The 12,469-nt window shown below is 58.4% G+C and carries 11 protein-coding genes and 2 pseudogenes; 7 read left to right on the top strand and 6 right to left on the bottom strand.

Annotation, left to right across the window (positions count from 1 at the left end; all coding sequences use genetic code 11):
* Positions 1-228: 228 nt before the first annotated feature.
* The gene (locus tag AC07FD_RS30495) at positions 229-819 is read right to left on the bottom strand and encodes a hypothetical protein (RefSeq protein WP_478352866.1); all 591 of its coding nucleotides are present in this window, start codon (positions 817-819) and stop codon (positions 229-231) included.
* Positions 820-886: 67 nt separating this feature from the next.
* On the opposite strand from AC07FD_RS30495, the pseudogene AC07FD_RS30490 reads away from it, so the two are divergent.
* Positions 887-1,091, top strand: a pseudogene (locus AC07FD_RS30490) (helix-turn-helix domain-containing protein).
* Here the strand turns inward: AC07FD_RS30490 and AC07FD_RS30485 are convergent.
* Complete coding sequence (locus AC07FD_RS30485) at positions 1,082-1,285, bottom strand: helix-turn-helix transcriptional regulator (RefSeq protein WP_095085203.1); 204 nt, start codon at positions 1,283-1,285, stop codon at positions 1,082-1,084. The pseudogene AC07FD_RS30490 and the gene AC07FD_RS30485 overlap by 10 nt on opposite strands.
* Before the next feature lie 127 nt (positions 1,286-1,412).
* Positions 1,413-2,411 (bottom strand): annotated as a pseudogene (locus tag AC07FD_RS30480) (Ti-type conjugative transfer relaxase TraA); the annotation flags it as partial.
* A 152-nt stretch (positions 2,412-2,563) separates the two neighbouring features.
* Between AC07FD_RS30480 and AC07FD_RS30475 the strand changes: the two are divergent.
* The gene (locus AC07FD_RS30475; protein WP_378976429.1) at positions 2,564-3,892 is read left to right on the top strand and encodes a hypothetical protein; all 1,329 of its coding nucleotides are present in this window, start codon (positions 2,564-2,566) and stop codon (positions 3,890-3,892) included.
* A gap of 6 nt (positions 3,893-3,898) precedes the next feature.
* Here AC07FD_RS30475 and AC07FD_RS30470 read toward each other — a convergent pair whose 3' ends face one another.
* Complete coding sequence (locus AC07FD_RS30470; RefSeq protein ID WP_378976427.1) at positions 3,899-5,431, bottom strand: Fic family protein; 1,533 nt, start codon at positions 5,429-5,431, stop codon at positions 3,899-3,901.
* A gap of 1,189 nt (positions 5,432-6,620) precedes the next feature.
* Here AC07FD_RS30470 and AC07FD_RS30465 point away from each other — a divergent pair.
* The 3 genes from AC07FD_RS30465 to AC07FD_RS30455 all read left to right on the top strand — a co-directional run bounded on the left by AC07FD_RS30465 (position 6,621) and on the right by AC07FD_RS30455 (position 10,484).
* Positions 6,621-7,511, top strand: a complete 891-nt coding sequence (locus tag AC07FD_RS30465) for a SctD/MshK family protein (protein WP_095085197.1) — start codon at positions 6,621-6,623, stop codon at positions 7,509-7,511.
* Positions 7,512-7,803: 292 nt separating this feature from the next.
* Positions 7,804-9,939: a type III secretion system export apparatus subunit SctV gene (gene sctV / locus AC07FD_RS30460; RefSeq protein WP_378976425.1), complete on the top strand. Its 2,136-nt coding sequence runs from the start codon at positions 7,804-7,806 to the stop codon at positions 9,937-9,939.
* Complete coding sequence (locus AC07FD_RS30455; RefSeq protein ID WP_095085194.1) at positions 9,936-10,484, top strand: tetratricopeptide repeat protein; 549 nt, start codon at positions 9,936-9,938, stop codon at positions 10,482-10,484. Before sctV ends, AC07FD_RS30455 begins: the two co-directional genes overlap by 4 nt.
* Before the next feature lie 310 nt (positions 10,485-10,794).
* On the opposite strand, the gene AC07FD_RS30450 is transcribed toward AC07FD_RS30455, so the two are convergent.
* Positions 10,795-11,142 carry a DUF982 domain-containing protein gene (locus AC07FD_RS30450; RefSeq protein WP_478352865.1) on the bottom strand — a complete coding sequence of 116 codons (348 nt, stop codon included), beginning with the start codon at positions 11,140-11,142 and terminating at the stop codon, positions 10,795-10,797.
* 60 nt (positions 11,143-11,202) lie between these two features.
* Positions 11,203-11,505, bottom strand: coding sequence for a DUF982 domain-containing protein (locus AC07FD_RS30445; protein WP_378976423.1), 303 nt, complete (start codon positions 11,503-11,505; stop codon positions 11,203-11,205).
* 351 nt (positions 11,506-11,856) lie between these two features.
* On the opposite strand from AC07FD_RS30445, the gene tnpA reads away from it, so the two are divergent.
* Together tnpA and tnpB are read left to right on the top strand one after the other, a co-directional pair.
* The gene (gene tnpA, locus AC07FD_RS30440; protein ID WP_478352864.1) at positions 11,857-12,294 is read left to right on the top strand and encodes an IS66-like element accessory protein TnpA; all 438 of its coding nucleotides are present in this window, start codon (positions 11,857-11,859) and stop codon (positions 12,292-12,294) included.
* Positions 12,291-12,469 (top strand): IS66 family insertion sequence element accessory protein TnpB (gene tnpB / locus AC07FD_RS30435; protein ID WP_478352867.1); only part of this gene is annotated, 179 nt, incomplete at its 3' end. The genes tnpA and tnpB, both read left to right, overlap by 4 nt.

Here is a 12,469-nt window from a genome sequence, read left to right as displayed (position 1 = left end):
GCAGACGTCCCGAAACAAACCCGCCGACCTCAACCCGCAAACCCCCGCCTTCCGTCACGACGGATCATCGCCGGCGCCCGACGAGGCTTGTCAAAATGCACCCCAAGGGCGGCCAGATCGCCATGCAGGCCGCCGAAAGCCGATCGCCGTGCATCAAGCGGGCTAGAGCGTTTTGCCCGAGACCGGTAAGGTTGAACACGCAGCTCGAGTGCTGTTTGGGATGGCGGTTCAAGTTCCAATGCGGGAGGGGTGCACGGGGAACCCCAAATAAAGGCTAGCGGCCTGGTTTTCCAGATCGATCAGGTTGGCCGCCATCGCTTGATATTGCCTGCAGTCCGCCTGAACGACGGATCGCTCATGCCGTTCAAGTGCCAGGCTCCCGGCGATTTCCTTTAAGTCGGCAAGGACCGAAGCAATATGCGGCCAGGGAAAGTCTGTTGGATCGTCGATGTCACGATCCGCGCCAGCGGTGATTTCGAGCTTGGCGACTACGCCAAGAAGCGAATGTGCCCGTATGTCAGGGATTTTGTCTTGAAGCTTCAAGGCAGCAGTCGTGGCCTCGACTTCCGCTTGGCAGGCGATTGAATAGCCGACCTTCTTATCCATCGCGTTCGGGGCCGCAGCGTCGAGCACGCGTCTCTCTAGACGCTGTTGAAGTCGGCAAAGGACATTCGAAACGTGCTGTGCCCGCGACCAGCCTCGCAGCAGCAGAATTGCTGGGTCTGTATCCTCAAAATGTCTTGGCGCATTTGCCGTCTGCCGATCGCGTCGGCTGGTCGTGACGGAAGGCAAAGTCGTGCTATTGTCGGAATCAGTCATGATCCGAGCTCCTAACAGCTTGGGGCGTGGCAAGGCTGCTGAGGGTGGTCGTAACACCCAGTGCAAGATGGCGCGGGTTGCCCTGGGTTGGGGGACAAGAGACTTGGAATGCTGGAGTTTCACCGGATACTGTCGCCCGGTTTGAGCGGGGAGAGCAACTGAAGGGCACTACCGTCGCAGCACTCCGGAACACATTTGAAGCCGCTGGGATAGAATTCATTCCGGAGAATGGCGGCGGTCCTGGTGTTCGTTTGGCTCGCACTCAGAACTGACGCCCTGTTCGCCATGCAACAGGATCGGCGATCCATCGATCGACATCGGATTCTCTCCAGCCCGCCCCGTTTATGCTGATCTTGATCTGCGCGGGGAACGTGCCTTCGGCAATCTTGCGATAGAGGGTTGAGCGGGACAGGCCAGTCCGGTCAAGGACGGTTCTGAGGCGTATGATACGATCTGGCTCGGGCATAGCTCGCCTGCTTTTCAACGGCTGTTGCCGGTATCCGCTGGGACAACAGTGCGAACCAATGCTGGACGCAATCAGACTTTTCGCCTGACCCGCCTCTGGCGTGGAAACGGCGGCAAATCGGAGGGGTTCAGATTCCTATTCCGCGTCCCCTGCCGATGCCATAGCTAAATGCGAGCTCCGCAACGAGGCTACGGCCGGAATCGGTATGAATGCCAAGATCACGTTTGCGGTTGGCAAGGAGCGATTCCAGCTGTGGATCGCGTTCAAGGCTCTTGGCCATGTCGGACATGGCCGAGCGGGTCGACTGGTAGCCCGACATGTCGCCGGCCTGGTATTGCGTTAGGCTCGTGCGATCGAGCTTTTGCCAGCGTTCCACGAAACGGGCGGCGCGGCGGCCCGGATCAGTGTCCAGCCCAGTGCGGATTTCGGTTTCAAGCTGGAGAGCCAGCACGATGCGGTTGACCCGGCCGGCCCCCGCCTCACGGACAAGCTCGGGATTTTTCGCATAGGCCGCTTCGGCATCGCGCCAGCCGTGCGGCCGAACCTTCTCGAAAGCACTGCGGGCATCCCTCAATTCGCGCATCTGCTCGGGACTACCCTGCCCGTCCGCATTTCCAGTGCTGAGGATCGCGTCGAGCGCGCGTGCGTGGCGCACAAGCGCGTTCGTGCGAGCGCGGCGCAACGCCGCTTCCGCGTCCATCGGCATATCCGTGTCGCGCGACACTCCCTTGGCGGGAGTATTTCTTTCGGGCGTGGAGCCAGCGTCAGCGATTTGCGCTCCAACATTCTCCCTTCCCGGACTGCGTCCACGGTCCTGGCCGGGCTCGGCGTCTGCGGGCGAGCGCCACCCGTCCAGCAGCCCGTCGATCCGGTCGCGGAGCTTTTCCGGAACAATCCGGCGCACGATCTCGACCACACGCTGGCGGAAGGTGATACCGCGCCGCTCTGCATAGCTCTGTACCGGATCGACTAGCTCGTAATCGGAAGCCATGTCCTTGGCGCGGTCACGCGATAGCGTGCGGACAAGCCGTTCGCGGGTCGCGAAGTCGTCGCCGCCGTAATGCAGGTCCATCCCATCTCGATGCCGCGACAGCGCAACGTAGCTGCCATGTGCGTCCAACGTCGGCCACAGCCACCGACGTTTCGTGGGAGTTGATACTGGCCCACTGGGATGACCAAACGGAACTGCTTTACATTAGCAGCACTGGGCCGACTGCGTCTGATCAGCTTGCAAAAGCGCTCTGTGGCGATGACACGACACGCATCAGGGATCAGGCAGTGTTTCGTTGCTTCCACGATTTCAACCAGCTGGTCATCCGCAACTTGGGCATGACGCACCGCCAGGGCGGTGGAACGCGCTACTCCATGCTCATGGGGATCGACGTTAGCGACGGTATAGACAGTCTGATGAAGGCGGAGCGCATTCAGAACAACATCTTTGGTTGTGGCTATGAAGACGGCGAGCCGCGTACGTTTGGTTGTTCGATCAAAGGAAAGTTCTGGTCACAGTCCCGCATCCACGATCTCACCGACTGGACTGCGTGGTGTCATCGCCTGGGTGCGCTCCTTGACAACGACACCATCCCGGAGTCAGCGGCGTTCGCGTCTGCCATGCGACCCCGCCTCATTGCTGTACGCCCAGATGCTCACGCGCTGGTGATTCATTGGCCTATGAGCCTTCTGCTGTCCTTCGAGGAGCGAATTGAAATTTCATTCGGCGAGAGTTCTTATCCGTTTGCAGAGTGTGATCTCGCACTCTCGAACAACGCTCGTAGCGGTGCGCTCAAGTTTGACGTGCGCGCGCACGACAAGAAGGCGGAGTTTGAAATCGGCTTCACGGCGACCGACGCGACTTATAGGCAAACATCGGGTCCGCCTTGCCGGATAAAAACGCATCGGCATGACCGGACGATGGCGGAGTCTTTTGCGGACGATGCTCCGCAAATCGACTTTGGCGACGGATCGTTCCTGATCTACTCACATCTCTACGTTCCGCCGAAGGAACTGGACTTAACGCCCATAATGGATAGTGCCATTGTTCCTTGGGACTGGACTGGAACAAACCCGCGCATCGAATCGCAGGGTCCGGAGCGCCGTACGGACTCTGTACAGTACCGCGTCATTCAAGAACTGAAGAAAAGCGATTACGACATCATCTTCGATGACGACGGTACCGGCGAGTTTGCTGACGTTATAGCGATCAAAGTCCGGGAGACATCGGTCGATGTGCTGATGTGCCATTGTAAATATGCTGGTACCGATGCGGGCAAGGCGCGGCTGGACGATCTCTATGAGGTTGCAGGGCAAGCGTTGAAGTCAGTGCAGTTTTGCCACAAGCCAAAACGCTTCCTTCGGAATATGATGAACCGCGAGAAGCGTCGGCTGGAGCGTGGGGAGTCGACACGCTTTGACCGTGGTACGCTGGGGGTCTTGAGAAGGCTGCATGCGAGCTGGAATCAGTATCGCTTCGAATACAAGGTTTGGATCGTGCAGCCAGCAATCTCAAAAGCTGCAGCGACGCAGCCTATTCTCCAATTGCTTGGCTTCGTGGGAAAGGCGCTGATCGATCATCGCCGCATCCCTCTGACCGTCGTCACCAGAAGCTGACGCTTCTCAGGCGCTTCGATCGGCAGACCAAGTAACCCGCTCGGCCAGAAACGCCGCAAACGGCTTCACATTCATGTTGCCGCTCGCCTCTTCCAGGCCCGCCAGGTACGCCTTGCGGTCTTCCACCCTGACAACAGTCCACGGATAGCCACCGGACGCCAGCATGGCATTCATGAGGAACCGCGCCATACGGCCGTTGCCGTCCGGATAAGGGTGCACATAACCTACAAGCCAGTGCCCCAGCACGGCGCGCACGGAAGCGTCTTTCTCCGTTTCCAGCAAGTCAAACAACTCGTTCATGCCATCGGGAACAGCCTCTGTTCGCGGCGGTACATGCTGCGAACCGCGCAGGTACACCGGGTGGTTCCGATAACCGGCAAGTGCACTCGCCCTGAGTATGCCAGCCGTCACGGACGGCGCGAACAGCTCCCGGTACCACTCCCTGTGTGTATCGCGCGTCAAGGCTCCTGCTGGCGCGCCATCAATGATGGCCGCCACGGACTCTTTGACTTTCTGAAACGCGAGATAGTAGCCGCGCGCGGCGAGCGCATCGCGGTTTTTCCGGTCCGCTTCATCGATCTCCGGATTCCAGCTTCCTTCGCGTACGCGGTCGATGAGCTCGGGCGTCACGCTGTAGCCTTCGATCGACAGCGAGTGATAAGCGTCGCTCTCGTAGATATCCTCCACGAACTTCATGTAAGCGTTCTTGTCGGACGGAAGGCCCGGCGCCTTTGGGAATATCTCTATGATCGCTTCGCGCTGGGATTCCCAGATTGCGCGCAGGCGCGCGACCAGCGGCGGCACACCCGCCGCTATGGTCGTAACCCCGGTCCGACCCGCGAACGGATCGGACTCGCGCACGTCGTACCCGGCCGCTTTGAAGGTTGCCACAATTTCATCAGCGAAGGCATCACGCCCTACGCGGCGGAATGCGCCCGCGAGTCGCCCCGCCACGGCGGAATGGCCGCCATCAAGAAGGAGGGCCAGTACCGTCGATACATCGCGCACGGACGCCATGGCGACCTGCATTTCGATAGGCGCGCGCTGGAAGAATCCTTCCGGTACACGGATAAGCGCGGCCTCAACGGTAAGCACCCGCTGACCGTTCTTCTCCGTCAGCTGTTCCGGCATTTCCTTGACCGCAAGGTCGTAGAGGGAGGTGCCGAACAGCAGGTCGATCCTGTTGTTCTTTCCTTTCGGGGTATTCACCACCACCTGTGGAGGGATGGTCGGCGCTTCCGCATGCAGCAGGAGGGACTGTTCGGGAGACAGGAACCAGTCTTTGCCGAACCGGTCATTGCAGTACAGCGAACAGAATTCCCAGAAGCTTGCGTACCAGGGGGTGGTGTCCTGTTGCTGGGCCTGAGGGCCGGTGGACATGACCCAGCCTTTGATCACATCGCGCAGAAATCCGTTCGCCACCAGCCGCTCCCGGTGGACGCGCGTCAGCTCGTCTGACTTGAATATGCGCCGCCCTTGCTCCTGCAGCTCTTTGAGGATGGCTAGGGGCTCTGCGAGTTTTTCATGGGGCTTGGCCACGGACGTGCCTTTGCAAGTTTTTTGTGTTGTGCGAATACAAGTATATAATCCTGCACCAGCACAAGTCAATGATGCCGTGTAATCGCAAGTTTATTAAGTTGTTGAATCGCAAGTTTATTATGCGAAAGAGATTTAAAATATAATTTCTTCAATGCGTTAGCCTCGCAGGACGCACCCGGCCGACCGCCGAGTCCCTAGAGGCTTTTAAGAGGCCAGCAGATAGCCAAGGCTCCCGAAGCTAAACCTCTACGCCCAATAGGGCTGCCGCCTTGGGATCGTACCGGTAGCCGGTGATGGTCCTGTTCCTGATGCGGTCAACGGCCTCGTCCACACACAAGATCGTGCGCGACCATTCATTTTGCAACAGCGCCGCAGCCGCTTTTTGTTGAGACTGGTCAGCTTCTCGAAAGCTCGCCCTCCTAACGTTTGATGAAATTGATCTTCTACGCCTCGCCGTTAACGGAAACAGATGTGGGAATACCTGATGATAGCAGCAATTGGCGATAGACTTGGATCCTTGGCCCGCACCGGGCATGGACATTCGAATGGACAGTCGCGGCACGCATCCAGCGAGCCCTCTGGTCATAGCAGCGGGCCTTCTGGTCCTACCAGGCCGGGTGGCGAGATCGGTCGAGCGGACAGTCCGACCTTTTCTGGGGATGGCTCGCAAGCTGCATCTGAAAGCGATGCCTTCGAGACGGCTCTCCGTTCTGTTGCGTTAACTATTGTGAACGATGCCATGGCTGATGCCGACGACGCTCTGGCAGACACTGAAGAAGATGCCTGACGTTGGGTGGTCCGCGTCGGGAGGTGCGTGCCGTCGGTGACGGCACAGTTCGAACAGAAGGGAAACGATATGAGTAAAATAGGTACTCTTGGTAGTTTGGGTGGTGCTGGCGCTGCGGCTGGTGCGGACGTAGCTTCCAAAGCCGCTGGGGCTGCCGCATTCCAGCAGCAAATCCAGGAGCTAACGGCGGTTAGCTTGGAGGCTACGGCTAGGAGTATAGAGCTGCGCACTGTTACGACCAACTTGCAGACAATCAAGAAAGCGGCCGACGAACGCGTTCAGTAATCTCGGAAACGGGGTTCTGGAAACCCTCGATCGCTGCCCTGGGTGGCGCGATGTGTGACCGAAATGAGCCGCATGGTAATTGCCATGCGGCTTCTTTCCTGATTCGGGAGATCATCCTTGAATGACGCTGTTTCCCTTCATTTCGAAGTTCTGTCGGGGGTCTATTGCGGGCTGACCGGTAAGCCGACTCTTGAAACGAACTTAATCGGCAGTGGCCTCGACGCCGATATAATCTTCGTCGAGCAAGGACTGGCGCCACATCATTTTCGTATCACTCTTCTTGGGAATTCGATCGAGGTTGAGGCGCTTGCAGGCGGACTCAGCATCGAGGACAATCGGAATATTGCAGCAGGCGAGTGCGTTGTGCTGCCCCTTCCTGTCATCATTCACGCCGGCGCGATGTCCATTCTCTGGTCAGCGCAGGATGCAGCGCCGACTGGTTCGACCGCCAGACCACGCCTCTCGATCCTTATGCTCACCTTGGTGTTACTCGGCTCTCTCGGGATCGGCGCACTCTCGGCTATGTTCTCCTATTACGGCACTGCTGATGCATTGAACGCCAAGTCGCCAGGTGCCGAACTTGAATTCAAGCTGACCAATAACCGCGCTGATGATCAGGCTACCGTGGCTGTGGCCAAAGACCTGCAAGAGGAAGTCGATAAAGCGGGCCTTCACAATATTATGATCGGCTCCGCGAAGGGCGTCGTGACCGCTGAGGGCACCGTCACGTCAGCATCGATCAGCAGTTGGCAGAGGGTTCAGCAGTGGTTCGATCATCGCACGAACGGCGCTCTCACACTGGTGAATGGAGTGGTTATCAAGGAGGAGAAGGCGCCATCCGCCATCGCGGTTGAAGCAGTTTGGCGTGGGCCCCTTCCGTATCTGATAATCGCTGGCGAGAAGTATTTTGTCGGCGCGCTTTTGGATGATGGCTGGACGGTCGATCGGATCGAGGAGGGTCGTGTGCTGATGAGCCGAAATGGTCGCGTTGCTGCTCTGCCGTATTAAGGGCTTTCAGCTTCGCGGGCCGTATTCAGGAGAACTCCAATGCTCAAGCTATCCCCCTGCTGCGGCTTCTCGCCTATCCGCTCATCCCGGAAGGTTTCGGCGATGAGGCACCGATGGTCCTGACCACACTGGATACGCCTAACCGGGGATCCTCGCGCTTTCCTCTGACTACCCTCGCGTGGCGATGCGCTGCGTGGGACCGGCCGCAGGGACGAGGCGCGCGCGGCCTTCGAAAGCTACGTTTCACTGCGTGGTAGCCCAGTAATTCTCAAACGACCACAAAGGGGCCCACATGCCCAACGTCCTGCGTAACTTCATCGACCGTGCGCCGGCCAACCCCGACTTAATGGTCGCGTTGATGCTGCTGCTGGCGATAGGTATGATGGTCATGCCAATCCCGCTCGTGGTTGTCGACACGCTTATCGGATTCAATTTGGGTTTGGCCATATTGCTGCTGATGGTTGCCCTGTATGTCAGCACGCCGCTTGATTTTTCGTCTTTGCCGGGCGTCATTTTGATTTCCACGGTGTTCCGTCTGGCGCTTACCATCGCAACGACACGACTGATCCTGGCCGAGGGAGAGGCAGGCAGCATCATCCACACGTTCGGCGACTTCGTAATCTCAGGCAATATCTTCGTCGGCTTTGTCATATTTCTGGTCGTGACCATGGTCCAGTTCATGGTCCTCGCGAAGGGTGCCGAACGCGTAGCGGAGGTGGCGGCCCGCTTCACGCTCGACGCTCTGCCGGGCAAGCAAATGGCGGTCGACGCAGAGCTTCGCAACGGCCACATCGATGCCAACGAATCTCGCAGGCGGCGTGCCGCATTGGAGAGGGAAAGCCAACTTTTTGGCGCGATGGATGGCGCGATGAAATTCGTAAAGGGCGACGCCATCGCCGGGCTCGTGGTGATCTGCATCAACATGCTGGGTGGAATTTCCATCGGCCTGCTTTCGAAAGGCATGTCCTTCGGCGAGGTTCTGCAACACTATACTCTACTGACCATAGGTGACGCGTTAATCTCGCAGATTCCGGCCCTGCTGCTTTCAATTACAGCGGCAACCATCGTCACGCGTGTAACGGGGGCCGCGAGGCTCAACCTTGGGACCGACATAGTCAATCAACTCACGGCCAGCAAGCGAGCATTGCGGCTGGCGGCCTGCGTCTTGGTTGCGATGGGGTTTGTTCCCGGTTTCCCTCTGCCCGTCTTTCTTACGTTGGCCGCAGTCCTCGCCGTCGCAAGCATTGCCAAGGGCGATGGGCAGGGCGCCGACAATACCAATGCTACAAGTGCAGATCAAGTAGAGCCTCAAAAACAAACCGTGCCTGCGCAGGCAAGCCCGCTCGCCTTCTTTCTTGCGCCGAGCCTTACGCATGAGATCGACCAAGCCGAATTGGAACAGCACATTGCACGCGTTTCGCAACTCGTCTCAGCTGATCTCGGCATTATCGTTCCGCGCATTCCAGTTGCGGTCGACGAGCAGCTGCCCGAGTCGCAATTTAGAATAGATGTCGAGGGCGTGCCAGTCGAACAGGATTTGATTGATCCGACACTGCTAGAACTCGCAGACGGTCTGGCGAACATTGAACTTAGCGGCATCCCCATTCGGCATGATCCAGAAGCGGACAGAATCTGGGTCGAACAAGGCCATGCACCGGCTCTCAACGCTGCCGGCATCCGCTATCACCGAGCGAGCGAACTCCTTGCCTCGCGTGTCCATGCGACGTTGACCCGCTATGCACCGCACTTGGTGGGTATCCAAGAGACCCGCGAATTGCTGGGCCGAATGGAGCACGATTATGCTGATCTGGTGAAGGAGGTGCTGCGCACGACGCCTGTTCCCCGGGTTGCCGATGTGCTGCGCCGCCTGCTGGATGAAGGTATCCCTATCCGCAGCACCCGCCTCGTCTTGGAGGCATTGGCCGAATGGAGCGAACGTGAGCAAAACGTCGCGCTGCTCACGGAATATGTTCGCTCCGGCATGAAGCGGCAGATCTGCCACCGCTATGCCAACACACAAGGTATCGTGCCCGCCTTTATTATCGAACGTGAGAGTGAGGATATGGTGCGGAGTGCGGCTCGAGATTCGGCTGCGGGCCCCTACCTCGTGTTAGAGGATCTGCAAAGCGAAGCGCTGCTGTCACAGATGCGCAGCATCTTTTCCAGCACAGCACCGGATCAGACCCGCCCCGTCATATTAACTTCGATGGATGTTCGACGCTTCGTCCGCGGCTTTCTCACCCGAAACGGGATCGATCTGGCTGTGTTGTCTTATCAGGACCTTGCCTCCGACTTCACGATTCAACCCGCCGGATCCGTCAAGCTCCCCCCTGGAACAGAAGGGGAAATGTCGGGGGACTCTCGCAGTATCCGCGTTGCCGCCAACTCAAAGGCACAGCACTCTATGACAGCTGAGAACCAAACATGAATTCACATGAGAATATTGCCACTCCGCCGTTACTTTCATCTCGTCTGCGCTCAGTTCTCTTCTCAGTACTCGCCATTGTTCCGCTCGGAGGTTGCGCTAGCTGGAACAAGCCAGTTCTTTCAGTGAAGGAGACGTCGCCCCCAGAGTTGCTCGGCGCTGATCAGATCGATCCGGCCATACGCGAGCGCATTTTGCGCGCAGTCGGTCAGGATGCGCAAGAGCGGGCTTTGCGGGATGATCTGAAGCAGCATCCGGACAATGTCGATGCGGCAATCCGTCTTACGAAGGTCTTGCTGGCGCAGAAACGCCCGAATGAGGCGCTTCAGGTACTCGACAACCTCTTGGTAGCAGCTCCAAGTAATTTGCGGGCGTTGAACGCGAAGGGAGTTGTTCTGGATTTGGAGGGGCGACATGACGCGGCAAGAGCGTTATATCGGCAAGCTCTTGAAACAGAGCCAGGGAATCTGATGTTGCGCCACAATCTCAACTTGTCGCTTGGGGTAGACGGGAAGGCCGAAAGGAGTGCGTTGGCACGATCGCGATAGCCGTGCAAAAGGCCCCGGACTGGCACACCGGAAAACGGAATTCCAACCGGGACGTCGTCAGTTGGATGTTTGCCGTTGATGAACAGCACTGGGAACAGAATGTGCCCTTGAAAGGACGGCCGATCATGCTCTTACGCGCCATTCTAAAGACACAGCTGGGCGTTGGCGCGGGTTGTAGAGTATACCCGGCTGAGTGCTTCTTAGGAATGGCGTTCTTGTGCGTGGGTTGGATACCGCACTTCTGCGATCGTCTTTTTGTGCGAGAAACCAGCAGCGAAGCAACGAAGAAATTCCTGACCATCCTAGTTAATCAATCGCTGCGCAGAATCTTTGCTTCGAGTGCAGCAGCCACGAAAGCCCTTCGAGCAGCTGGCGGATGAATTTCACCGCGCAATACCTGCAGACAGGCGTTCATCGCCACCTTCCGTTTCTCGGTCTGACGATGAAGGTCACGCAGTAGGATAGCGGCCGCGTCATTAACATCGAACACCATACGCTCTGAGCTGTGGCGGGTAACCTGGATAACGACCGGCCTCTCAAATCTGCTCGAGCGGGTCATGTCTGTACCCACATGCGGCAATAGCCTTGGTCGCACTTGCTTGCCCAGCCGAACAATTCTCGCCCATTTTCGAGCAGCGCTTCCGCTTTCGCCATGCATGAAATCTCGACACATTGCCCTCCCTCGGCGCGCCCAGCACCAGCCGCATTGCGCCGAAGCCTAAACTTGTGCTTTCCCGGTGCCCGACTTGCAAGCAGCGAGCCACTGCATTGCGGAGGTTGCATCCTCCAATATGTTGGCCGGTTTCGCAAAGCCGAAAAAGGCATTACGCGCGGCGCTCACAGGTTTTCGTCCATCGTATGCATCATAGCACGTTCTGAGGGCGGCTTCGTGGATTAGGTCCCTGCGATCTTCTGGCCATTCATTGAGGAAGTCGACAGCGTCGGCTAGACTGGCAATCTCTTGCACGATGTGAGTTGCGCGCTTCACGAAAAGTGGGCTGTTGAAAGCCTCCTCGTTCATCTGTGCCTCCCGACCTCGCGCCATTAGGCCAAAGACTGCACGTTGTCTCGCGCGTGGCTCGACAGTCCGACCCGAATTCCCGAATCCCGGCTGCCGCACGCTTTTGTGACGGACGCTGTTAACACATTTTCTGCAATCGCACTGAGAGCAGTCGCCTTTTTCATGCTGGTCGACATCGGCCGCTCTCTCTCCCGCTTATGCCAATGCCTCCGTAGACCGTATTTCATGCCAACCACGCCGATCTCCAGGCGCTCGATCCCGGTGGTGTTGTCGGAAGTCGGTACAAGATGATGCGTAAGCGGTGCGCCAAGGCACCTTGCAATAGGCCGATGAACATGGAGTTTTCGCGCCATGACATTGGAACATGCAGAGGGCGATTTGGTCGCCGAGTTAAGCGGTGCGGCGGCGGCCGAAGATTGTGCAACGACGCCCGGGCGCGCGCGGCAACGAAGGCTGTGGAGCTGCACTGAGAAGCGCGCGTTGGTCGACCTGGCGAGCGCGGCGGGGTCGTCGGTGACCGAGGTCGCGCAAGCGTTCGGCGTAGCCCCATCACAGCTCTATGCCTGGCGCAAGCAGATGGCCGGCGGCGAGCCTGATGCCGATCAGGCGATGGCGACCTTCGCGCGCATCGACGTGAGCGATCTGCCCGAGGTCGAACGCCCCGTCGCCGATTGCCCGGACCCGGCCGGCAGGATCGTCGTGGCTTTTCCGAGCGGCGCGCGATTGCGGATCGACGGGATCGTCGATCCGACAGCGCTGCGTATCGTCCTGACGGAGTTGACCAGGTGATCACGGTGGTGCCGACCGACCGGATTTACCTTTGCTGCGGTGAGACCGATATGCGCTGCGGGATCAACAGCCTGGCGCGGATGGTGCAGCAGGTGCTCGCGCTCGACCGTTCACTGGCGCGATCTTCTGCTTCCGTGGACGCAAGGGTCATATCATCAAGATTCTGGCGCATGAC

It is taken from the genome of Mesorhizobium waitakense, from assembly GCF_056431085.1.
The sequence above is the reverse complement of the archived record's forward strand: the minus strand, read 5'-3'. Positions and strand labels throughout refer to the sequence as shown.

What these genes read in the sequence shown, in the direction of transcription:
- AC07FD_RS30495 (WP_478352866.1), bottom strand. Translation starts at nt 819, where the DNA reads ATGACTGATTCCGACAATAGCACGACTTTGCCTTCCGTCACGACCAGC.
- sctV (WP_378976425.1), top strand. Translation starts at nt 7,804, where the DNA reads ATGCCCAACGTCCTGCGTAACTTCATCGACCGTGCGCCGGCCAACCCC.
- AC07FD_RS30445 (WP_378976423.1), bottom strand. Translation starts at nt 11,505, where the DNA reads ATGAACGAGGAGGCTTTCAACAGCCCACTTTTCGTGAAGCGCGCAACT.
- tnpA (WP_478352864.1), top strand. Translation starts at nt 11,857, where the DNA reads ATGACATTGGAACATGCAGAGGGCGATTTGGTCGCCGAGTTAAGCGGT.
- AC07FD_RS30450 (WP_478352865.1), bottom strand. Translation starts at nt 11,142, where the DNA reads ATGCATGGCGAAAGCGGAAGCGCTGCTCGAAAATGGGCGAGAATTGTT.
- AC07FD_RS30485 (WP_095085203.1), bottom strand. Translation starts at nt 1,285, where the DNA reads ATGCCCGAGCCAGATCGTATCATACGCCTCAGAACCGTCCTTGACCGG.
- AC07FD_RS30455 (WP_095085194.1), top strand. Translation starts at nt 9,936, where the DNA reads ATGAATTCACATGAGAATATTGCCACTCCGCCGTTACTTTCATCTCGT.